We start from the raw sequence: 26,373 nt of genomic DNA, 5'->3' as shown, positions 1-26,373 counted from the left end.
CCGGTAGTGAACGCATCAGCGCGGTCCGGAAGTCCGCCGCGTTCGGCAGGTCCCCATCGGCGCCCGGCACGACGTAGGCCACCAGCCGGTTGTGTCCGGTCTCGTCCCTACGTGCGATCACCGCGGCCGAGGCGATCTGGGGTAACCCGAGCAGAGCGGCCTCCACCTCACCGAGCTCGATGCGGAAGCCGCGGATCTTCACCTGCCGGTCGGCGCGGCCGAGGTACTGCAGCTGGCCAGCCGCCGACGTGCTCTTTTCCGCGGAGGCGGAATCCAACACCGTGCTCCACCGGGCGACGTCACCGGTACGGTACATCCGTGTGCCGGCCACGCCGAACGGGTCGGCGACGAACCGGTCGGCCGTGAGGCCAGGGCGGTTGAGGTAGCCGCGCGCCAGACCCGCGCCGGCGACGTACATCTCGCCGGCCACCCCGACCGGAACCGGGCGTAGGCCAGGGTCGAGCACGTACACCGTCAGGTCCGGCAGGCCCACGCCGATCGTGCTGGTCGACTCCCTCGCCAGCATGGCACAGGTGACGTGCACGGTGGTTTCGGTGATCCCGTACATGTTCACCAGTACCGGCGCGGAGTTGCCGTGCCGGTCGTACCACTCTCGCAGCCGCCCCATGTCGAGCGCCTCACCGCCGAAGATCACGTACCGCAGGGCGCCGAGTTCCGGAGCGTCCATCAGCTCGTAGAACGCCGAGGGGGTCTGGTTGAGCACCGTCACCCGCTCGTCGACCAGCAGCCGCACGAACTCGCGCGGGGATCTGGACACGGCCGGTGGCACGACGACCAGGCGGCCGCCGTGCAGTAGCGGGCCCCACATCTCCCATACCGAGAAGTCGAAGGCGTAGGAGTGGAAGAGTGTCCATACGTCGTGCTCGTCGAAGTTGAACCGGTCACGGGTGGCCGCGAACAGGCGGGTGACGTTGCGATGTGGGACTACCACTCCCTTGGGCACACCGGTCGATCCGGACGTGTAGATCACATAGGCCGGGTTGTCCGGCGTGCAACGAAGAACCGGGTCGGTTTCGTCGCCCAGCCCCGATCCGATCCAGGCGGCCGTCAGGACCGCCACCGGATTGGTGTCCCGAAGCATCCGTTCCACTCGCTCCGGCGGGGTTTCGGGATCGATGGGCAGATATGCCGCGCCGCTCTTGAGGGTCGCGATCACCGCGACCACCAGGTCCAGCGACGCGGGCAGGGTGAGCGCCACGAACCGTTCGGGGCCGGCGCCCAGTTCGATCAACCAGTGCGCCAGCCGGTTGGCCTGGGCGTTGAGCTCCTCGTACGACAGGGTGCTGCCCTCGCAGGTGACCGCGATCGCCGTGGGTGTCCTGTCCACCTGTGCCGCGAAGAGTTCCGGCAGGGTGCCGGCGGGTAGATCGCAGGCGGAGCCGTTCCATTCCACCAACACCTGATGTCGCTCGGTCTCGGTCAACATCGGCACGTCCGATACGGACCGGGCCGGGTCGGTGACGAACCCGGTCAGCAGCACCTCGAAGTGTGCCGCCAACCGCTCGACCGTGTGCGCGTCGAACAACCGCGGATCGTAGGAGAGCGTGACGTGCAGCCGATCGTCGAGGTGGGCACGGACGCTGAGCGGAAAGTTCGTCGTGTCCACCGCTTGCACCTCGGTTACCCGGATACCGGCTCCCGCGGTGGCGGTGTCGTCGAACGGATAGTTCTCGAAGACGACCGAGCTGTCGAACAACGTGTTTCCGCCGGACAGGTCGCTCCAACTCCGCAGTTCGGTCAGCGACACCGCCTCGAACCGCCGGGACTCGGCCTGCTGCATCTGCAGGTCTCGCAACCAGTCCACCAGCTGCTGGGTGTCATCGACCCGGACGCGAGTCGGCACCGTGTTGATGAACATGCCGACCATCGTCTCGACGCCGGCCAGTTCGGCCGGCCGGCCGGACACGGTGGTGCCGAAGACGATGTCGCGCTCGCCGCAGTAGCGCGACAGCAGTAGCGCCCACACGCCCTGGACGACCGTGTTCACGGTCAACCCGTTCTGCTTGCCCATCTGGCGCAGCTGTCCGGACCCCTCCGCCGACAGGACGATGTGCACGGACTCGGTCGACTCGGTGCGGTGGGCCTCCAACGACTGCCGGTCGAACGGCAGCGGAGTGGGTGCCTCGAACCCTGACAACAGCCGCCGCCAGTACTCTTCGGCCAGGGACCGGTCCTGACGACGCAGCCAGTGCAGGTAGTCGCGGAAAGTCCGCCGGACCGGTAGTTCCGGCGGCCGGTCGTGCACGATCGCCGCGTACTGTTCGCATGCCTCGGCGAACACCTGGCCCAGACTCCAGCCGTCCAGCAGGACGTGATGGAAGGTCCAGACGAGGAGCACTTCGTCGGCCGGTAATCGAGCGATCGTGACGCGCATCAGCGGGGCCTTGGTCAGGTCCTTGGCGGCGGCACGCTCTTCCGCCGTCACCCGGGAAAGCTCCCAATTCCGATCCACCTCGGATAGTTCACGCCAGTCGTGGTAGTTCGTGGGAACCGTGACCTGTCGATGCACCAGGAGAAGCGGTTCGTCCACTCCTTCCCACACCACGGAACTACGCAACACCGGCGTGCGATCCACCACGCGCTGCCAGGCCGCGCCGAGCGCCTCGGGATCGGACACGCCGGTCAGCCTGAGACGAGCCTGGTCGAAGTAGGCGCCGGAGGTCGTGTCCATCAGACCGTGGAACACCATCCCCGCTTGCAACGGTGTCAGCGGAATGACGTCCTCCACCGCACTTCCGTTGCCCACCAGCCGATCGACGGTTGCCTGGTCGAGCTTCGCCAGCGGGAAGTCGGACGGTGTTCGTCCACCTGCCTCCGGTAGCGCGCAGTGGTCGACGATCTCCAGCAGGGCCTGGCGCATCTGCTCGGCCAGGCGCGCCACCGTGGTGTCGTCATGCAGTTGGTCGGAGTGGAGCCAACTGATCTCCAGTTCCCCGTTCTCCACCATGGCCGAGATGTCCAACATGTGGGCACGGATCTGCGCCGGGGCGTGGTCCTGGCCGACATTGGCACCTCGGGCTTGGTACAACGAGTTCGCGGCCGGCGCCGCGTCCCATTGGCCGTGGTAGTTGAAACTGATCCGTGGCGACGGATCGGCGCCCAACGGGCTCCGGCGCAGATAGCGCAGGGCGCCATAGCTGAGTCCGCGGTGCGGCACGGCACGCAGTTGTTCCTTGACTGACTGGAGAACCCGGCCCCAGTGCCCGTCGCGGGGCACCGTGAGCGCGACCGGGAACATGGTCGTGAACCAACCGACCGTTCGGGACAGGTCGACACCGCTGACGATTTCCTCCCGGCCGTGTCCCTCCATCGCGATCAGCACAGCGTCGCGTCCTGTCCAGTTCGACAGAGTCCGGCCGAGGGCGCTGAGCAGCACGTCGTTGACCTGCGTGCGATACACCCCAGGAACCTTGCGCAGCAGCGCGTCGGTGCGGTCCCGATCGAGGCGAACGGTGACGGTACGAATCGAGCCGACGGTGTTGACGCCGACGCGGTCGACCGGCAGGTCGGCCTCCGCCGCACTCGACACGGCGGCCCATCGCGCGAGGTCCTCGTCGAACGCGCCGGCATCGACGTGCTCGGTCAGTCGTCGCGCCCACTGGGCGAAGGAGGTACCGACCGGTTCCAAAGCCACCGGCTCGCCCGAGGCCGCCTGACGGTAGGCGGTTTCCAGGTCCTCGAGCAGAATTCGCCAGGAGACACCGTCCATCACGAGGTGGTGCGCGGTCAGGAACAGACGTGGCCGCCGCTCGGGCCCCCGGTGGAGCAACACGGCCTTGATCAACGGTCCGGCACCCGGGTTCAGGACGGCCTGAGCGGCGAGCGCCTCGGTCTCGATCACGCCTTGCTGCGCCTCGGCATCCAATGTGGACACATCACGGCATTGGAGCAGTCCGGCCGGCTCGGGTGGCACGACGACCTGACACCAGTTGCCGTCGAGGAGCGTGAACCGGCTACGCAGCGCCTCATGATGCGCTACGACGGCATCAAGGCCCTCCTGCAGTGCCTTCTCGTCGATCCCGGCCGGCAGTTCCACCAGCATCGACATGGCGAAGCGCTCGCGAGCGATCGTCACCGTTTCGAAGAACCAGTGCTGGATCGGAGTCAGCGGGGTCGGGCCGGTCAGCGGCCGTTGCACGACGCTCTCCTGTGTCACCGACTTCTCGACGCTCGTCGCCAAGTCGGCGATCACCTGGTGCCGGAAGAGATCCTGGGAGGTCAGCCGCAGGCCGGCCCGCCTGGCCCTGGACACCACCTGGATGCTGAGGATCGAGTCGCCGCCGAGTTCGAAGAAGTTGTCCTGAACCCCGACCCGGTCAGCGCCGAGAACGTCGGCCCAGATCTCGGCCAGCGTGGTCTGCACCTCGCCGCGGGGTGCCGTGTAACGTGCCTCCCCATCCGGGCTGGGCACGGGAGCCGGCAGCGCCTTGCGATCCAACTTGCCATTGGGATTCAACGGCAACTCGTCGAGTACCACGAACGCGGCCGGCACCATGTAGTCGGGCAGGGTCCGCTTCAGCCAGGACCGCAGGTCCCCCACGTCCGGCACTGTGGACGTCACATAGGCCACCAGCCGCTTGCGTCCATGGTCGTCCATCGCGGCCACGACCGCCTCGGCAACGTCGGGGTGCTGTGTCAGGGCGCCTTCGATCTCGGCCGGCTCGATGCGGAACCCGCGGATCTTCACCTGATCATCGGCGCGACCCCGGTACTCGAGTAGTCCATCAGCGGTCCACCGCACCACATCCCCGGTCCGGTACATCCGTGAACCCGGTTCGCCGAAGGGATCGGCCACGAACCGGTTTGCGGTCAAACCCGGCCGGTTCAGGTAACCACGGGCCAATCCGGCACCCGCGATGTACAACTCACCGGGAACGCCGACGGGTACCGGTGACAACGCAACGTCGAGGACGTAGACCCGGACATTGTCGAACGGCCGCCCGATCGGCACCGAGTCCGGCACCGACCCGATGTCCGACATCTGATGCGACGTCGCGAATGTGGTCGTCTCGGTCGGCCCGTAGCCGTCCGAGACGACCACATCGGGACATGCGGCCAGTACCCGACGTATGGCGGCGGCGGGTACCACGTCGCCGCCGGTCCAGATCTCCCGCACACCGGCGAGGCAGTCCGGTCCGTCCTGGGCGATCATCCGGAACAGCCCGGCGGTCAGCCACAGCCCGGTGACCCCGTGCTCGGTGATCGCCTGTCGCAGGGTGTCGACGCCGAGGTCACCTCGCGGTGCGACGACCACCTGGCCGCCGTTCAGCAGCGGGACCCACAGTTCGTAGGTCGAAGCGTCGAACGCGGACGGTGAGTGCAGCAGGACACGTTCGTGCCCACCGCCCTCGAAGCGGTGATCAGCCACCAGCGTGACCACGTCCTGATGGCGCACCGCCACCCCTCTCGGGGTACCGGTCGAGCCTGAGGTGTACATGACGTAGGCCAGGTTGTCGGGGTGTGTGGCGACCGCGGGATCGGTGTCCGGTCCGGCCGGAAGCTGGTCACCATCAGCCGAAACCACGTGCCCACTGTGGATCTCGTGGGCGACGGACTGCCAGGCCCGGTCGGTGAGCAGGACCGACGCTCCGGTCTCGCGCAGGAGCGTCCGCATCCGGCCGGCCGGTGCGCGTACGTCCAACGGCACGTATGCCCCGCCTGCCTTGACGATCGCCAGCTCGGCCACAACGAGATCGACCGAGCGTTCCATCAGTAGGCCGACCGCGTGTTCCGGCCGGGCGCCGAGCCGAATCAGCAGGTGTGCCAGCCGATTGGCCTGTGCGTTCAACTCGGCGTAGGTCAGCGACTCCTCATCGGCGATCAGCGCGGTGGCATCCGGATTCCGCCGCACCCGCTCGGCGAACAGTTCGGCTACCGTCCCAGCCGGACATTCGCGATAGGTGTTGTTCCACTCCACCGTCACTTGGTTCCGCTCGGCGCCGGACATCAACGGCAGACGCGATATCGGCTGTCCCGGATCGGCGGCGATCGCCCCCATCAGCCGCACCAGGTGCCCGGCCAGCCGCTCGATCGTGGTGGGATCGAACAGGTCGGTGTTGTAGTCGATCGAGCCGCCAAGGACACCCGCCGACTCCTGGAACTCCACGGTGATGTCGAAGTTGGCCGTCCGTCGGGTCACGTCGACCCGGCCGACGTCGAGATCGGCGAACCGCGGGGATTCGCCCTGCGCGCCGTGCAGCAGCACCATCACATCGAACAGAGGATTATGACTGGGATCGCGGTCTGTGCGCAGCGCCTCGACCAGCTTCTCGAAGGGAGCCTCGTCGTGTGCGAAGGCGTCCTGCACGACGTCCTTGACCGCGTCGAGGAAATCGGAGAATGTCGTCGAGTACTCCACGGTGGACCGCAGGACGATGGTGTTGACGAAGAATCCGACCATCTTCTCCAACTCCGGCATGTCCCGCCCGGAGACCACCGTGCCGAGCGCGATGTCCCGCTGGTCGGTGTACTTCGCGAACAAGACCTGGCAGGCGGCCACCAGGACGGTGAACTGTGTCGTGTTGTGCGCGCGAGCGAGTAGCGCGAGCCGAGTGACGACCTCCGCGCCGACGACGAACTCGTGCACCCCACCGGCGGAGGTTCGCACGGCCGGCCTCGGCCGATCCGTTGGCAGCGCCAGCGGAACGATGTCAGCCAGTTTCGTGGTCCAGTAGTCGAGATGCTGATCCATGACGGTGCCGGTGAGCCTGGCCCGCTGCCACACCGCGAAGTCGACGTACTGCGGGGCAGGCGCCGGCAGCTCGGCCGGCTCACCGCGGGTGATCGCCCCGTACAGCGTGCTCAACTCATCGACGACGACGCCCATCGACGCACCGTCGGTGACGATGTGGTGCGCCGTGAGCAGGAGCACGTGCTCCCTGGCGGCGACGCGAACCAACAGCGACCGCCAAAGCGGCCCGGTCCGAAGATCGAACGTACGAGAATATTCCTCGAACAACACTCGGTCCAGATCGTCGCTGCCCAAGTCGGTGACCGTCAACGGGAAGTCGGCCTCCGGGTGGATGATCTGAACGGCACTGCCGTCGACATCATCGAACGTGGTCCGCAGGGACTCGTGGCGCACCGCCAGGCCCTGCAGCGCCGCCGCGAGCGCGTCGAAGTCCAACTCGCCGGTCAGCCGAAGGCCCACCGCGCTGTTGTATTCGGAATCTCCTGGCCGGAGCTGGTTGAGGAACCACAGGCGCTGCTGGGCGAACGAGAGCGGCAGCACACCGGCGCGCTCCGCATGGGGAATGGCATTCGTCCGCTCGGCACGTCCGGCAAGCCTGCGGCTCAGCAACTGTTGTACCTCTGCGGGAAGCGCGTCGATCCGACTTTGCTTCGGTGTCGTCATGAAGACTCCAATCCGACAAGCTCTTCGAGTTCGCGCAGGACCCGTTCCTCCACCAGTTCGGCCAGGGTCGAGACTTTGGCCGAGACCAGGACGTCACGAGGTGTCAGTGGGATGTCGAACGCGACCTTGGCCCTGGCCGCGATGCTGAGGCTGCGGATCGAGTCACCACCGAGGGCGAAGAAGTTGTCCTCGGTACCTACCCGGTCGAGGCCCAGCACTTCCGCCCAGATCTGGGCCAGGAGCTGTTCGGTGTCGGTGTGCGGCTCCACATGTCCTATCCTCGAGACCGACCCGGACGGCGCCGGCAAGGCCCGGCGATCGAGTTTCCCGTTGGGGCTCAGCGGCAACCGATCCAATACCATGAACGTCGACGGAACCATGTACTCGGGCAGGCGGTCGGCGGTCATCGTCCGAAGTGCCTCGACCAGGCCCTCGTCGGCACTCGAGGTGGCCACATACGCCACCAACCGTTTGACACCAGGCGTTTCCTCGTGCGCGACGACCACAGCATCATCGACCTCGGCGTGCCCACGAAGCACGGTTTCGATCTCGCCGGGTTCGATCCGGAATCCGCGAATCTTCACCTGTTGGTCGATCCGACCGGCGAACTCCAACGTTCCAAGCGCGCTCCACCGCACCACGTCCCCGGTCCGATACATCCGGGATCCCGGCGGACCGAACGGGCATGCCACGAATCGCTCCGCGGTCAACCCGGCCCGACCCAGGTACCCGCGAGCCAACCCCGCGCCCGAGACGAACAACTCCCCCGCGACTCCGACCGGAACCGGACGGAGACCGCTGTCCAGCACGAACAGCTGGGTGTTCCAGATCGGCCCGCCGATCGACGGCACATCTCCGGCCGACAGCGGAGCACTCCACGTCGACACCACCGTGCACTCCGTCGGACCATAAGAATTGATCAACCGCCGGCCGGGCGCCCATCGTGACACCAGCTCCGCCGAACAGGCGTCTCCGCCCACCGTCAGCATCCGCAGCCCCGGCAGTCCCACCCCCGCGGGCACCGTGGCCAACGCCACCGGCGGCACCAGCGCGTGCGTCACACCCTGGGACACCACGACATCCGCCAAGTCGCCGCCCAGCAACGGCCCGGCCGGAGGGATCACCAGCGCCGCCCCCAACGGCAACGACATGCACAGCTCGAGCACTGACGCGTCGAAGCTCGGCGATGAGAACTGCAACACCCGATCTCCCGGACCCACCTGGTAGTGGTCGGCCTCGGCGGCGACGAAACTCGCCAGCCCCGCATGGGACACCACCACCCCCTTCGGGCGCCCCGTTGACCCCGAGGTGTAGATGACGTAGGCGGAGTTGGTCACCGCCAACGGAGTCACCCGATCCTGATCGGTGGGACTGTCATCCCGGCCATCAGCGGTGGACACGCTCTCCACGAGCACCACGTCGATGTCGTGCGAATCGGGTAGCGTCCCGGCGAGGTCCGCGGTGGTCACCACCGCCACCGGGCGCGAGTCGGCCAGCATGAACGCGATCCGCTCCGGCGGATAGGCCGGATCAACAGGGAGATAGGCCCCGCCGGCCTTCGCCACGGCCAGCTGCGCCACCACGATCTCCACTGACCGTCCCAACACCAGCGCGACGATTCCCTCAGGACCGACACCACGTCCGATCAACACGTGCGCCAGCCGGTTCGCTCGCGCATCCAACTCCGCGAAGCGGATCGACCCGCCGTCGAACACGACCGCCGGTGCCTTGGGCGACCGGGTCACCTGCCTTTCGAATAGTCCCGCCAACGTCAACTCGGCCACATCACGACTGGAGTCGTTCCACTCCAACAGAATTTGATCCCGCTCAGCCATGGCGAGGATGTCAATCGATCCCAGCAGGACAGTCGGATCGTCGGCGGCCAGCCCGAGCACCCGGATAAAGTGACCGGCGATACGCTCGATGCTCGCGGCATCGAACAGAGCGGCGTCATACCCGAACTCGACGGCCAGCCGCTCGGTGGGAGACACCACCACACTCAACGGGTAGTTCGTCGTCTCCACGGCCGACAGAGCGCGCAGCCCCAACCCGTGCGCCGCGGCCGCCTTATCGTTGATCGGATAGTTCTCGAACACCACGATGCTGTCGAACAAGCTCAGCCCGCCCGGCAACCCGCTCCACCCCTGCAACTCCCCCAACGACACGAAATCGAACCGTCGCGACTCGGCCTGGTCTGCCTGCACCGCCCGCAACCAGTCGACAAGGCCACACGCATCGTCAACCATCACCCGTACCGGCAGGGTGTTGATGAAGATGCCGATGATGTCGTCGGCCCCCGGAAGGGCGGACGGACGGCCGGACACCGTCGCGCCGAAGCACACATCGTCTTGCCCGCTGTACCGCGACAACAGCAGGGCCCAGACACCCTGCACGACTGTGTTGACCGTCAGTCCATGACGCTGGGCCATCTCGCGCAGTCGACCGGTCCGCTCCGCGTCCACCTCGAACGACAACCACTCCGACGAGCGGCTGGCGTGCGTCTGAACCGGTGACCGGTCATACGGCAAGGTTGCCGGCGAGTCATAGCTCGCGAGCATCTGCCGCCAATAGGTCTCCGCAGCGCGATGGTCCTGCTCCGACAACCAATGGAGGTAGTCCCGGAACGGGCGGCGAACCGACAGCGTCGGCGTCCGTTCGTCGGCCAGCGCGGCGTGGGCGGCGAACAAGTCAGACAGCACCTGGAAGACACTCCAGCCGTCAAGCAGGACATGGTGGAAAGTCCACAGCACCTGGACTTCGGTGGCCGACAGCCGGGCCAGAGCAAGGCGCATCAGCGGGACGGCATGCAGATCCAGTCCCTCGGCCCGATCCGCCGCCAGCAGTTCCGCGAGCCGTCGCTGACGGTCCTCCTCCGTCGATCCGCCCCAATCGAGGAACGTCACCGGTACCGAGACCTCACCATGGACCAACTGCAACGGCTGGTCCACGCCTTCCCAGACAACGCCGCTACGTAGGACCGGTGTGCTGTCGACAACACGCTGGAACGCCCGGGCGAGCACTCTCGAGTCAGGCACTCCGTCGAGCACGAAGGTCGCCTGCTCGAAGTAAACGCCCTGGCCCTCCTGAGACACTCCGTGGAACACCATGCCAGCCTGCATCGGCGTCAGCGGATAAGCATCCTCGATCGAACGTCCGTCACTCAGCAGTTCGTCCACTGTGGACTGATTAAGTCTCGCCAGCGGGAAGTCGGACGGGGTGCGGCCGCCCACGCCCGGTTCGGTGCAGTGCTCGATGATGTCCAGCAGGGCCGCTACCAACTGCTCGGCCAGTACGCGGATCGTGTCCTCGGAATGGACGTTCTCCGAGTAGTACCAGGTGAACTCCAGACGCTTGTCGTCGACACTTCCCACGATGTCGAGCAGGTGGCCGCGAGCGGCGTCGTCGCTGATGTCGGATCCAAGGCCGCCCAGCATCTCGTGGAACAGGCCCTTGCCGAGGGTGGTCCAGTCGAACTGGCCCAGATAGTTGAAGCTGACCGGCGGCAGGGGGGTTTCGGCCTGGTCCTCACCGTCGGCGAGATGGCGTAGAGCGCCATATCCCAAGCCACGGCGCGGAATCGAACGCAACCTCTCCTTCGTCGACTTCAGCATGGAGCCCCAGTCCTGCGGACCGGCGTCCAACACCACCGGGAACATGGTCGTGAACCACCCCACCGTGCGGGACAGGTCCACGCCCGCCAGCACGTCCTCACGGCCGTGCCCCTCGAGATCCACCACAACCCCGTCACGGCCGGCCCAACGACCCAACACCCGACCCAACGCCGCCAGCAACACGTCGTTGACCTGCGTCCGATACACCCCGGGAACATCTTGTAACAACGCCCTGGTCTTCTCGGCGCTCAAACCGAACGACACCGATCGCGTCGAGGAAGCCGTGTTGCGACCGGCGTGATCCACCGGCAACCCGAGATCGTTCTGGCTCGCGACGTCAGCCCAGTACGTCAGTTCATCGTCGAACCCACCGCCGCGCGTGAATTCTGTCAGCCGCAACGCCCAGTCCCGGAACGCGGTCGTCTTCTGCTCGAGCACAGCGGTGTCACCTCGAGCGATCTGCTGGTAGGCCGTGTCGAGATCCTCGAACAGGATCCGCCACGACACGCCATCCACCACCAGGTGATGCACGGCCAGCAACAACACGGGCCACCGGCGACCACCGAAGTCGAACAGCACAGCCTTGAGCAGTGGCCCCCAAGCGAGGTCGAAGCTCGGGTGAACCGCGGCCGCGACCGAGGCGATCGCCGCCTCCGACTCTTCACCGGCCACACCGGACAGGTCATGCACCGTGAGCAACTCGGCCGACCCGACCTGGGTGTTGTGCTGGGTCCACCGGCCGTCAACCAGGTGGAATCGCATTCGCAGCGCATCATGGTGGGCGATTACGGCGGCCAGGGCACCGCGCAGCGCTTCCTCGCTCAGTCCGCCGCGCAGTTCGACCAGCACCGACTGGTCGAAGTGATCGGGGTGCTCAGGATTTATCTCGAAGTACCAGTGCTGGATGGGGGTCAACGGCACGTCGCCGCTCACCATGCCCTGGTCGATCGTCTCGGTGACGACCTCGCTCACGCTGGCCGCCAGCTCCGCGATGGTGAGGTAGCGGAACAGGTCTCTCGGCGTCATGCCGAAACCGGCCTTACGCGCTCGGGAGACGACCTGGATGCTCAGGATCGAGTCGCCGCCCAACTCGAAGAAGTCGTCCTCGACGCCAACCCGCTCCACCCCCAGGACCTCAGCCCAGATCCGCGCCAACTCGGCCTCGGCGTCATTGCGTGGCGCAACATGCTTCCCGAGCGTGCTTTGGAAGTCCGGTGCGGGCAGGGCGTCTCGGTCGAGCTTTCCGTTGCGGGTCAACGGCAGCTCGTCTAATACCAGGAACGCTGACGGGATCATGTAGTCCGGCAGCAGCACGCCCGCCTGCCGCCGCAGTTCTTCGGTGTCGATGCCGTCCGTGGTGGCGGGGACGACATAGGCCACGAGTCGTTTGACGCCAGACCGGCCTTGGCGTGCGATGACAACGGCCTTGCTGATGTCTTCGTGCCCGATCAGGGCCGTCTCGATCTCACCGAGCTCGACCCGGAAACCGCGTATCTTGACCTGATCGTCGATTCGGCCGACGAACTCCACCGTCCCGTCGACCGTCCATCGCGCCACATCGCCGGTTCGGTACATCCGGCCGCCGGGTGGCCCGAACGGGTCGGCGACAAAGGCCTCGGCGGTCAGCCCGGGACGGTCCAGATACCCGCGAGCGACGCCAGCGCCCGCGATGAACAACTCCCCAGGAGCGCCAATCGGAACCGACCCCGAACCGCCATCAAGCACATACACCCGCATACCGTCCAGCGGCCGGCCGATCGGCACCATGTCCGGCACCACGCTCGGTACGCGATAGGCGGTCGCGAACGTGGTCGTCTCCGTGGGACCGTAGCCATCGACCACCACCAGCCCAGGACAGGCATCGAGCACCCGGCGCACCGCGTCGGCTGGGACGACGTCCCCGCCGGTCCACACCTCGCGCACACCCGCGAAGCACGATGGATCATCTTGCGCCATCACCGGGAACAGCCCCGCCGTCAGCCACACCGCCGTCACACCGTGCCGGGAAACCATCCCCCGCAACACCTCGGCGTCCACATCACCTTCGGGCGCCACCACGATCCGGCCGCCCGTCAGCAGCGGAACCCACACCTCATAGGTCGACGCGTCAAAGGCCGCCGCCGAATGCAACAGCACCCGATCATGCGCACCGTTGGCGAAACGGCCATCCCCGGCAAGCCCGACGACGTCACGGTGGCACACCGCCACGCCCTTGGGCACACCCGACGACCCCGACGTGTACATCACGTAGGCCAGCCCGTCCGGGTCGACCGTCACGTCAGGAGACTGGGCGGACTCATCGTCGAGACCAGTGGCGAGGACGACGGGACCGTTGTGCACCAACGACGCCGTCTCCCGCCAGGCCCGGTCGGTGATGAGGGTCGACGCACCGGACTCGGTCAGGATCGCCCGCATTCGATCCGCCGGAGCGCGCAGGTCCACCGGAACGTACGCCCCGCCGATCTTCAGCACCGCCAGCTCGGCGACGACGACATCGACAGACCGTTCCATCAGCAGACCCACGCGCTGCTCGGCGCCGACCCCCAACCGCTCCAGCCGATGTGCCAACCGGTTCGACCACGCATCCAGCTCCGCATAGGTCAACGACAACCCGTCCGACACCACCGCGACCGACCCCGGGGCCCGGGTCACCCGAGCGGCGAACACCTCGGGAACGGACGCCGGCGATGCCCCGCGACCGGTGTCGTTCCACTCAACCAACACCCGGTGGCGCTCTGCCGGCGACACCGCGTCGAACTCGCGCAGATATCTGTCACTGTCGGTGGAGATGCTGGACAGCAAAGCTTCGAAGTTGGCCGCCATCCGCTCCACCGTGGCGGCCTCGAACAGCGTCGGGTCGTAGTCGAGCCGAACGGACAGTTCGCCGCGAGGGCTCACCACGACGGTGAGCGGATAGTTGGTCGGCTCCTCGTCCTGCGACTTCACCAGACCGATTCCGTGCGCGGCCACCGCGTCCGGATCGAACGGGTAGTTCTCGAACACCACGATGCTGTCGAAGAGGTTGGTGCCGCACCATTTCTGGAGCTGGGCAAGGGAAACGAAGTCGAACCGCCGCGACTCGGCCTGGCTGGCCTGAAGGTCACGCAGCCAGGGAATCAGCTTCTTCTCACCCTGGACGTCCAGTCTGGTCGGCACGGTGTTGATGAACATGCCGACCATGGGCTCCACGCCGGGCAACTCGGCCGGCCGGCCCGAGACCGTCGTCCCGAACACCACATCCCGCTGACCGCTGTAGGCCGACAGCAGCACGGCCCAGGCCCCCTGAACCATCGTGCTCAACGTCAGACCGTTCCGCTGCGTCGCGGCCCGCAACCGCGCGGACTTCTCGGTCGACATGGTCATGCGAACGGTGGCCGACGATCGGGTCTGATGTTCCTCGCCGCGCTTGCCGTCGTACGGCAGCGGCGTGGTGGACTTGACGTCGCCGAGTACCGCTCGCCAGTATTCCTCGGCCTCTTTGAGATCCCGGGTGGACAGCCACTCGATGTAATCGCGGAACGGCCGCCTGGCCGGAAGTTCCGGCTGCCGGTCGGCGGTGATCGCCGCGTACTGCTCGCACACCTCCGCGAACACCTGGGCGGCGCTCCACCCGTCGAGCAACACATGGTGGAATGTCCATACCAGCAGGATCTCGTCGGGTGCCGTCGTGATCACGATCAGGCGCATCAGCGGTGACTCGGCGAGATCAAGCCCTTCGTCCCGGTCGTCGGCAAGAACCCGGGCCAGCTGCCGCTCCCGCCGCGGCTGCGACCACTGTGTCCAGTCAAGGTAGCGAACCGGCAACACCACGTCCCGCCGCACCACCTGCAGGGGTTCGGCGACACCGTCCCACAGCACGCTGCTGCGCAGGATCGAGGTGCGATCGATGACTCGCTGCCAGGCGGCCCCCATGGCTCGGGGGTCACCGACACCGGACAGCTCAAGACGCACCTGGTTGAAGTAGGCACCCGATCTGGTGTCCATCAAGCTGTGGAACACCATGCCGGCTTGCATCGGGGTCAGGGGATAGACGTCCTCAACGGAACGACCGTCACCCGCCACCTGATCCACGACCGATTGGTCGAGCCCGGCCAGCGGGAAGTCGGACGGCGTACGGCCACCGGCCCCCGGCGTCGCACAGTGCGCGATGATCTCACGAAGTGCTTGGATCATTCCTTCGGCCAACCGCCGAACAGTCGCCTCGCGGTGCCGGTTGTTCGAGTAGTACCAGGTGAACTCCAGCGCGCCGTGCTCAACCCGACCCACGACATCAAGCAGATGTGGTCGAGCCGCCTGCGGCCCGGCCGCTCCGCCGACGCCACCCCGGATGTCGTGGAACACGCTGTCGCCACTGGCGGTCCAGTCGAACTGGCCGAGGTAGTTGAAGCTGATCTGAGGCGGTCCCCCGGAGACCGGCAATGCGGCACCGGTGAGATGACGCAGGACTCCGTAGCTCAGGCCGCGTCCGGGAACCGCACGCAACTGTTCCTTGACCGCTTTCAGTACCGAACCCCAGTCACCCGAACCGGCGTCCAGCGCCACCGGGAACATGGTGGTGAACCACCCGACCGTGCGGGAAAGATCCACATCGTCGAACAACTCCTCGCGGCCGTGCCCCTCGAGGTCGACGAGAACCCGCTCCCTCCCCGTCCACTGCGACAGCACCCGCGCCAGCGCACTCAGCAGGACATCATTGACCTGCGTCCGGTAGATCCCGGGCACGTCCTGCAACAACGCCCTGGTCTCCTCGCCATCGAGCCGCAACACGACCTCGCGCGTCGACCCACCGGTATTGTCGCCGTGATCATCGGCCGGCAACGCCGGTTCTACATCGGCGGTCACCGCTGCCCAGTGCGCCAGCTCATCGGAGAACCCGCCACCGAGCGCGTGGTCGGTCAGACGAGTCGCCCAGTCACGGAACGAGGTCGTCTTCGGCCGGAGTGCGACATTTCGGTAGGCACTGTCGAGGTCCTCCAGCAGGATCCGCCAGGACACCCCGTCGACCACGAGATGGTGCACCGCCAGGAAGAGCAACGGGCGGTGCGAGATACCGAGGTCGAACCACGCCGCCCGGAGCAACGGCCCCTGGCTCAGGTCGAAACTCCGATGGATCTCCGCGATCGTCTCGTCGATCGCCGGCTGCCACCGGCCGGGGTCCATCATGGACAGATCGCGGGCCTGGACAATCTCCACCGGCTCGACGGGAGCATTCTGCTGCGTCCACCGGCCGCCGGCCAGGTCGAACCGCATCCGCAACGCGTCGTGGTGGGCCAGCACCGCGCCCAGCGCACTCCGAACCGCGGCCAGGTCGACGCCACGCTCAAGCTCGGTGAGGATCGACTGGTTGAAGTGCTCGGGATGCGTGGTCTGGCTCTCGAAGAACCAGTGCTGGATAGGGGTCAGCGGCACGTCCCCGGTGACCGGGCCCTGGCTGACGGTCGTTGCCGTGGCGTTGACGCCACTGGCCGCCAGCGTGGCCACGGTCGGATGCCGGAACAGGTCCCGGGGCAGTACGTTCAAGCCGGCCTGGCGCGCCCGGGACGCCACCTGGATGCTGAGGATGGAGTCGCCACCCAGCTCGAAGAAGTCGTCTTCGACCCCCACCCGCTCCAGCCGCAGAACCTCGGCGAAGATCCTCGCCAACTCCGTCTCCGCGGCATCGCGTGGCGCCACATCGCCCGCGCTCGCCAGCCCGGCCCAGTCGACCTCGGGCAGCGCGCCGCGGTCGAGCTTGCCGTTGACGTTCAGCGGCAACCGGTCCAGCAGCACGAACACCGAGGGCACCATGTAATCCGGCAGCGTCGCGTTCAGGAACTCCCGAAGCGCGCCGGTCTCGGGGACCGACCCTGGCGAAGGCACGACGTAGGCGACCAGCCGTTTGCGGCCGGCGCTTTCGTCCGGCACGACCGTGACCGCCTCGGCCACATCGGCGTGGCGCAGCAGCGCGGCCTCGATCTCACCGAGTTCGATCCGGAATCCGCGGATCTTCACCTGTTCATCGGTCCGGCCCACGAACTCCAGTTCCCCGTCCGTGGTCCACTCGACCACGTCACCCGTGCGGTACATCCGTTCGCCGGCAGCGGCGAACGGGCAGGCCATGAATCGCTGCGCCGTCAGTCCCGGCTGACCCAGATACCCGCGGGCCAACCCGGCACCGGCGATGTACAACTCGCCCGGCGCACCGACCGGGACCGGCCGCAACGCGTCGTCCAGCACGTATACCCGCACGTTGTCCAGCGGACGCCCGATCGGCACCACATCGGGTACCGCGTCGGCGCCGATCATGCTCCGCTGCGTGGCATAGGTGGTCGTCTCCGTCGGGCCGTAGACATCGACCACGACCAGTCCCGGGCAGGCGGTCGACACCCGCCGCAACGCGGTGGCCGGAACGACCTCCCCGCCGGTCCACACCTCGTGGGCGCCGTCGAGGCTCCCCGGTCCGTCCTGGGCCACCATCCGGAACAGCCCGGAGGTGAGGAACAGTCCGGTCACCCCGTGTTCGCCGACCATCCGCCGCAACACATCGGCATCCACATCGCCCGGCGGTGCGAGCACCACGCGGCCACCGTTGAGCAGCGGCACCCACAGCTCGTAGGTCGAGGCGTCGAAGGCCAGCGGCGAGTGCAGCAGCACGCACTCGTGCCCGCCACTTCGGAACCGGCGGTCCCGAGCGAGCGCGACCACGTCCCGCTGACGCGCCACCACACCCTTCGGGGTACCGGTCGACCCCGACGTGTACATCACGTATGCCGGGTTTTCCGGATCGATAACCACGATCGGCGGATCGGTCGACTCCTCGGACAGTGACCTGTCCTCGTCGACGACAATGCGATGTCCACCGTGGATTTTGTTTCCGGTCTGCGCCCACCGCTTGTCCACCAGCAGCATCGACACACCGGCCAGCATGGCGCGCATCCGCTCAGCGGGAGCGCGCACATCCACCGGAACGTAGGCCCCGCCCGCCTTGACCACCGCCAACTCGGCGACCACGACCTCGATCGATCGCTCCATCAGCACACCGACCAGACCCTCCGCCCGCACACCCAGGCGGATCAACCGGTGCGCCAACCGATTCGCCAGCGAGTCCAGCTCGGCATAGCTGAGCGATCCCGCGTCCGAGGTCAGGGCGGTCGCCTGCGGGGCGAGCCGAACCCGTTCGGCGAACAAACTCGACACCGTGGCCGGCGGGAGCTCGTGGGCTGTGTCGTTCCACTCCACGACCACCCGATGCCGTTCGGCGGCGGTCAACACCGGGAGTTCCGACACCCGGCGATCCACGTCGTCGGCGATGCCACCCAGCACCAGCACGAAGTGCTGAACCAGGCGCTCGACCGTCGTGCGGTCGAACAAGGCCGGGTCGTAACCGAAGTCGACCGACAACCGCCGTCCCGGAACCACCATCACGCTCAGCGGATAGTTCGTCGTCTCCACGGCCGACAGTTCGCGCAGCCGCAACCCCTGCGACGCGGCGGCCTCTTCGTCGATCGGATAGTTCTCCACCACGACGATGCTGTCGAACAGGTTGACGCCGCCGGCCTTCTGCAGCCGGGCCAGCGAGACGAAACCGAACCGCTGGGCTTCGGCCAGCCCGGACTGCAGGTCCGCCAGCCAGTCCGGCAGGCGCTGGGCCGGGCGGACGCTCACCCTGGTCGGGATGGTGTTGATGAACATGCCGACCATCGACTCCACACCGGCCAACTCGGCCGGACGACCGGACACCGTCGTCCCGAACACCACGTCCCGGTGCCCGCTGTAGGCCGACAGCACCAGGGCCCACGCACCCTGCACCAACGAACTCAACGTCAAGCCGCCCCGTTGCGTCACCGCTCGCAACCGTTCGGTCGTCTCGACGGGCAGGGTCGCCCCCACCGTTTCGGCGGACTCGGCGTGATGGGCATCCACGGGATGGCGGTCATAAGGTAGTGGCGTGGGCGAATCACGGTCCGCGACGATGCCCCGCCAGTACGACTCGGCCGCGTCGTGATCCTGGTCGGACAACCACCGCAGGTAGTCGCGGAACGGCCGGCGGCGCACCGGTTCTGACTGCTGGCCACCGGTCAACGCCAAGTGGGCGGCGAACACCTCCGCGAGGACACCGAAGATGCTCCACCCGTCCAGCAGCACATGGTGGAAGGTCCACAACACCGCGACCTCGGTGGCGGACAGCCGCGCCAACGCGAGCCGCATCAACGGAGCGGAGCCGAGATCCAGTCCCTCGGCGCGATCGGCGGCCAGGAAACGGGCGAGTTCCTGCTCGCGATCTATCTGGGCCAGCCCGGTCCAGTCGAGGAAGGTCGTCGGCAGTGCGACGTCGCGCATGACCACTTGCACGGGTTCGTCCACGCCGTCCCACACGACATTGCTGCGACAAATGGGATTCTGATCCACCATGCGCTGGAAGGATCGCGCCAGGATCTCCGAATCGGGGACACCGTCGAGCACGAACGTCAACTGCTGGAAATAGACGCTCTGGTCGAACTGAGAGACCCCGTGGAACACCATTCCCCGTTGTGCCGGCGTGAGCGGGTAGACATCCTCGACGGCGCGGCCGTCGCCGACCAGCAGATCCACAGTGGCCTGGTCGAGCCGTGTCAACGGGAAGTCCGACGGTGTGCGGCCACCCACCCCGGGAAGGGCGCAGTGCGCGATGATCTCCCGCAACGCCGAGAGCAACTCCTCGGCCAGCGCCCGGACCGTGCCCTCGTCATGCACGTTCTCCGAGTAGAACCAGGTGAACTCCAAGAGCCGCCGCTCGACCTTGCCGACGATGTCGAGCGTGTGGGTACGTGTCGCGGCCGGGTCCTCGTTCAGCTCTAGTCCACTGTGGATGCCACGGTAGAGGGTGGCGCCTTCGGCCACCCAGTCGGCCTGACCGAGGTAGTTGAACCGCACGGGCGGCGTGGGCGGATGCGGCAACTGGCCGGTGAGGTAGCGCAGCGCGCCGTAGCCCAGGCCCCGGCGCGGTATCGAACGCAACCGCTCCTTGACCGCCTTCACGGCCGCACCCCAATCGCCGGACGACGCTTCCAGCGTCACCGGGAACATGCTGGTGAACCACCCGACCGTGCGGGACAGATCCACACCCGCCAGCAGGTCCTCACGACCGTGCCCCTCAAGATCCACCACAACCCGGTCGCGACCGGTCCACCGGCCCAGCACCCGACCCAACGCCGCCAACAACACGTCGTTGACCTGCGTCTGGTACACCCCGGGAACATCCTGCAACAGGGCCCTGGTCTCCTCGGCGCTCAACCCCACCGACACCGATCGCGTCGAGGCGACGACGTCCGGCCCGTCACCGTCCGCCGGTGCGGTCATCTCCCAGTGCGGCAGCTCGTCGTCGAATCCGCCGCCGCGCGCGTGCTCGGTGAGTTTGACCGACCAGTCCTGAAACGACGTGGTCTTCGGCGGTAGTGCGACGTTCCGATAGGCGGTGTCGAGGTCCTCCAGCAGGATCCGCCAGGACACGCCGTCCACCACCAGGTGATGCACGGCCAACCACAACACCGGCCGCGCACCGCCGCCGAACAACACCGCCTTGAGCAACGGCCCTCGATCGAGGTCGAAGCTCACCGGCCCGGCCGTACTCACCTCGGAGTGCTGCCGTACCTCAAGAACGTCCGCCGACTCGGACAACGCGTTGTGCTGCGACCACTGACCAGCCACGACCTCGAACCGCAGGCGCAGCGCGTCGTGGTGGGTGATCACGGTGTGCAACGCGACCCGAAGTGCCGCGTGATCGACATCGTCGGCCAGCTCCACCGCCAGCGACTGGTCGAAGTGCTCCGGCCGGATCGTCCGGGTCCGGAACAGCCAGTGCTGGATCGGTGTCAACGGGACCGGGCCTGCCACCGGCCCCTGGTCGACCGCCACGGTCCGCGCCTGCGACACGTGGGGAGCGAGAGAGGCGACGGTCTGATGGAGGAACAGATCCTTCGACAGCACCGTGAGGCCCGCCTGGCGCGCCCGGGAAATCACCTGGATGCTCAGGATCGAGTCGCCACCCAACCCGAAGAAGTTGTCCTGGACGCCGACCCGCCGCAACCCGAGCACCTCGGCCCAGATCTGGACGAGCGCCCGCTCCACATCGGTCCTGGGTTCCGCGTAGCCGGTCCGGCCCGCGCCGAAGTCCGGTGCCGGCAGAGCGGCGCGGTCCAACTTCCCGCTGGGGTTGAGGGGAAACTCGCCGAGGGCGACGAACGCCGAGGGAACCATGTAGTCCGGCAGCGTCCGGCCAACGAAGTCGCGCAGCTCGGCAACGTCCAGGGCCGGCGCGACGACATAGGCGACCAGCCGCTTGTGTCCGGACTCCTCCTGTCGCACGACCACGACCGCTTCCGCGACGTCCGCGTGGCCGAGCAGAGTGGCCTCGATCTCGCCGAGCTCGATCCGGAACCCACGGATCTTCACCTGGTGGTCCAGGCGCCCGAGGTACTCCAGCTCGCCCGTTGAGCTCCACCGCACCACGTCCCCGGTGCGGTACATCCGCGCGCCCGGCGCACCGAACGGGTCGGCGACGAAGCGGTCAGCGGTCAGGCCCGGCCGCTCGAGGTAGCCGCGGGCCAGGCCGCGACCACCCAGGTGAAGCTCGCCGGGGACGCCGACCGGGGCGGGTTGCAGCGACGAGTCGAGCACGTAGGCGGTGGTGTTGGCGATGGGGCGGCCGATGGGTGGCGGCCGCTGCCGGTCAGCACCGTTGGAGTACCAGGCGGCCGAGTACACCGTCGCCTCGGTCGGCCCGTAGATGTTGGCGACCCGGCAGCCGGGCAGCGCGACCTGGATGTCTCGAACCAACTTCGCCGGAAGGCCCTCACCGGCGAACACGACGGTGTCCGCGGTGACCGGCAACGCGCCGTGGGCGAGCAACTGCGCGAATGCCGAAGGAACCCCGCTGATCAGGCTGGCGCGTCCGGCGACGACACCCTCGCCGAGCGCCAGCAGATCGCGCACGAGTTGGACGGTTCCGCCGACGACCAGGGGACAGAAGATCTCGAACACGGACACGTCGAAGGTGAGCGAGGTCGACGCCACCACCCACGACAGGCCGGATTCACCGAACTCGGTCGCCGCCCAGGCCGCGAGATCGACCACGCTCTGGTGCGCGACGACGACCCCTTTGGGCCGGCCGGTGGAACCGGAGGTGTAGATCACGTAAGCCGCATTGGCCGCCGAAAGCGGACGCATCCGGTCGCCGTTCGTCGGATCAGCGGCCGGGCTGGCGGCAAGTGCCTCCCTGACCATCGGCTCGTCCAGGACCAGCCGAGCCACGTCCTCCCGGTCGGGAATTCGGTCGCTGACCTCCTTCGTTGTCAACACCAGCACCGGCCGGGCGTCATCGAGGATCAGACTGATCCGCTCCGCCGGGTAGGCGATGTCGATCGGCAGGTACGCGGCGCCGGCCTTCAGCACCGCCATGGCCGCGACGACGAGATCCGCCGATCGCGGCAGTGCCAACGCCACACATCGCTCAGGACCGGCGCCGCGCCCGATCAGCAGGTGCGCCAACCGGTTGGCCCGCTCGTTGAGCTCCGCGTAGGACAGCCGGACGTCGTCGCAGGCCAGGGCGATAGCATCCGGGGTCCGAACCACCTGGGCCTCGAACAGGGTCGGCAACGTCGCCACGGGCACATTCCGCGCGGTGTCGTTCCACTCCATGACCACCTGACGCGACTCGGCGTCGCTCAGCAGCGGAAGCCGCGCAAGCGGCCGTTCCGGATGGGCGACGATTCCCTTCAGCAACACCAGAAGGTGGCCCGTCATCCGCTCCACGGTCGCCGCGTCGAACAGGTCGGTGTTGTACTCGATCGCCACGTCCATCGAGTCGCCACGAGGCCAGAACTCGACGACGAGGTCGAACCTGGCCGAAGGACGCGGCAGATCGTGCTCGGTGATCCGCAAGCCGCCGGCCTCGTGCGGTCGGACCATCCCGGTCTGCAGCACGACCAAGGCCTGCACGAGTGGCGTCCGGCTGGGATCGCGTTCGGGTCGCAACTCCTCGACGATCCGGTCGAAGGGCACGTCGCCGTGGGAGAACGCCGCCAGCACGGTCTCGCGGACGTCACCGAGGAACTCGGTGAACGGTTGGGTGGGCTCGACCCGGGAGCGCAGGACCAGGGTGTTGACGAAGAAGCCGACCAGGTTCTCCAGTTCGGCTCTGCCGCGGCCGGCGACCGCCGTTCCCACCGAGATGTCCCGCTGGTTGCTGTAGCGCGCGAACAGCACCTGCACGGCCGCGGTCAGCATCATGAACGCGGTGGCGTCGTGTTCCTGACTGATCGCTGTCAGCCGCCCGAGCAGCCCGGGAGGCAGACAGGCCCGGTGGATCGCGCCGGAACTCGTTCGCAGGAGGGGACGGGGCCGGTCGGTCGGCAGTTCGAGCGCCTGGATGCCGGCCAGCTTTTCTCGCCAGTAGTCCAGATCTCGGGCCATGGCTGGGTCGGACAGCGCAGAGCGTTGCCACGCGGCGAAGTCCGGGTACTGAATCGGCAGGTCGGGCAGGATGGCCTTACCGCCACGGGTTTGGGCGGCATACAGCCGGCCGAGTTCGTCCACGAGCACGCCGACCGACCAGCCGTCGGTCACGATGTGGTGCTGGCTGAGCATCAGCACATGGTCGGCGGCCGCGAGTCGCACCAGCACCGCCCGGGTCAGTGGGCCGCGCCTGAGGTCGAACGGCAGGGTCAGCTCGTCGGACAGAACCTTCCGCAGGGCGCCGGTCCGCAGCATCTCATCCACAGTGGATAAATCGACTACTCGCAGCGGCAGGTCGGATTCCGGCGTAATCACTTGGACTCCATGACCGTCCACGGTGTGGACCGTGGTGCGCAGCGATTCGTGCCGGGCGCTCAGCGCGGTCAACGCGATGCGTAACGCGGCGACGTGCAACCGCCCGGACAGGCGCAGCCCGACGCCCGTGTTGTATTCCGTTCCCCCACCGGTCAGGTCGTCGAGGAACCACAACCGCTGCTGCGCGGAGGACAGCGGTAAGGCTTGGTCACGCCGGACCGGGACGATGTCCGTCGAGTGATCGGGCGCCGGCCCGGCGGGCAGCAACTCGGCAAGGCCCGCCACGGTGCCGGCGTCGAACACCGCACGCGCGGACAGGCCGACCCCGAATGCCGTACGCACACGCGCCAGCACCTGGGCGCTCAGGATCGAGTCGCCGCCGAGGCCGACGAAGCTGTCATCAACTCCGACTCGCCGCAACCCAAGCACATCAGCCCAGATCCCGGTCAGCGCCCGTTCGGTGTCGGTTCTCGCCTCCACCCGCGTCGTATCCGGCACGAACCCGGACGGCGCGGGCAATGCCCGCCGATCCAGCTTCCCGTTGGGACTCAACGGCAGTTGATCCAATATCATGAACACCGACGGGACCATGTACTCCGGCAGAATCCCGGCGGCCAGCGTCCGAAGCTCCCCCACCAAACCCTGATCGCCGGCCGATGCCACCACGTAGGCCACCAGTCGTCTGACACCGGGCCGGTCTTCACGAGCGACTACCACGGCACTGGCGACTCCGGCATGCCGCCGCAGCACCGTCTCGATCTCACCGGGCTCGATCCGGAACCCCCGAACCTTGACCTGGTGATCCGACCGCCCGAGAAACTCCAGCTCCCCCAACGCGTTCCATCGCACCCGGTCCCCGGTCCGATACATCCGAGACCCGGCCGGCCCGAACGGGCACGCCACAAAACGTTCGGCGGTCAGCCCGGCACGGCCCAGATAACCTCGAGCCAACCCCAGGCCCGACACGTACAACTCCCCCGCGACACCCACCGGAACCGGACGCAACCCGCCGTCCACGACGTAAACCCGGGTGTTCCAGATCGGTCCGCCGATCGAGGGCGTACTCCCCGGTGACAACGGGCGACTCCACGTCGACACCACCGTGGACTCGGTCGGACCATACGAGTTGATCAACCTCCGACCCTGTGCCCACCGCGCCACCAACGCCGCCGAACACGCGTCCCCACCCACTGTCAGCATCCGCAAACCCGGCAACTCCACGCCCTCCGGCACGGTCGCCAACGCCACCGGGGGAACGAGCGCATGCGTCACACCCTGAGAGACCACGACATCCGCCAGGTGCTCGCCAAGCAACGGCCCATCCGGCGGGACCACCAACGCCGCTCCCACCGGTAATGACATGCACAACTCCAGCACCGATGCGTCGAAACTCGGCGACGAGAACTGCAACACCCGATCCCCCGGCCCCACCCGATAGTGATCAACCTCCGCCGCCGAGAAGGTCGCCAGCCCCTGATGCGACACCACCACGCCCTTCGGCCGCCCCGTCGACCCCGACGTGTAGATCACGTACGCGGGACTGGTCAGCGCCAAGGGAGCGACCCGATCCACGTCGGTCGGACTGTGCTCGATTCCAGCCACAACGGACAGGTCGTCGAGCAGGATGCTGTCGACATCAGGCAGCACGCCTGCGAGCTCCGCCGTCGTGATCACGAGCACGGGGCGTGAATCCGCCAACATGAAGGCGATCCGCTCGGCCGGATACGCGGGGTCAACCGGCAGGTACGCACCGCCGGCCTTCACCACGGCCAACTGCGCCACGATGATGTCCACGGACCGCGGCAGGACCAACGCGACGATCCCCTCCGGCCCGACACCACGCCCGATCAGCGCATGCGCCAAACGATTGGCCCGCGCATCCAACTCCGCGAAACTCAACGACCCGCCATCGAACAACACGGCGGGGGCCTCCGGCGTCCGGGCCACCTGCGCTTCGAACAACTCCGGCAAGGTCAGCGCGGGCACATCCCGAACGGTGTCGTTCCACACCACCAATATCTCGGCACGCTCATCCGCGGTCAGAATATCGATCTGTCCCAACGGCACGGTCGGGTTGTCGATGACGAGTTCGAGCACCCGGGCCAGATGCCCGGCAAACCGTTCCGCCGCAAGTGGATCGCGACCGTCCACCTGACACTCGACCGTCCCGGTGACGCCATCGTCCCGCTCGACCAGGCGCACCACGAAGTCGGCGAGACGCAGTCCCGCGAACGAGGGAATACCGACAAACCGGCCCGAGACGACCACCACGGCGGGCGGCGGGTCGTGGCGGCTGGCTTCGTGAGCCAAGCCGCACACCCGAGCCAGAAAGTCGGAGAACTCGCACGAGTCGTCCACCCTGGTCCGCACCGTCAGAACCGTCGCGAACGAGCCGACCGCGGGGTCGAGCTCACCGTCGCGATCGTCGAACAGCACACCGACAGGGACATCTTCGTGGCCGGTGTAACGGGAGAGCACGATCGCGGCGGCGGCAACGAGTATGTCGCCCACGCCGGCGTCCGGGAGTTCCGGCAGGCCCGCGGGAACAGGCAGCCGAACCGAACAGCTCACCGTCTCGTGCGGCATCGTGTCATGGGCCAT

General features: G+C 67.4%; 2 protein-coding genes (1 of these 2 cut by a window edge). Both read right to left on the bottom strand.

Annotated elements, in window-relative coordinates:
- Window positions 1-7,375, bottom strand: the 5' portion of a protein-coding gene (locus VFV67_RS36590; protein WP_326475317.1) for a non-ribosomal peptide synthase/polyketide synthase. 12,452 nt of this gene lie to the left of the window's left edge; only the first 7,375 of its 19,827 coding nucleotides appear in the window; it begins with the start codon at window positions 7,373-7,375; its stop codon lies off the left edge, out of view.
- Window positions 7,372-26,373, bottom strand: a complete 19,002-nt coding sequence (locus VFV67_RS36585) for a non-ribosomal peptide synthase/polyketide synthase (RefSeq protein ID WP_326475316.1) — start codon at window positions 26,371-26,373, stop codon at window positions 7,372-7,374. Before VFV67_RS36585 ends, VFV67_RS36590 begins: the two co-directional genes overlap by 4 nt.

The organism is Actinophytocola sp. (assembly GCF_035762905.1).
Classification (GTDB): Bacteria; Actinomycetota; Actinomycetes; order Mycobacteriales; family Pseudonocardiaceae; genus DASYTH01.
Note: the sequence above shows the minus strand (reverse complement) of the source record. Positions and strands in the feature narration are given on the sequence as shown.

Bases quoted from the DNA above. Each gene is read 5' to 3' on its own strand.
- VFV67_RS36585 (WP_326475316.1), bottom strand. From the start codon at position 26,373: ATGGCCCATGACACGATGCCGCACGAGACGGTGAGCTGTTCGGTTCGG.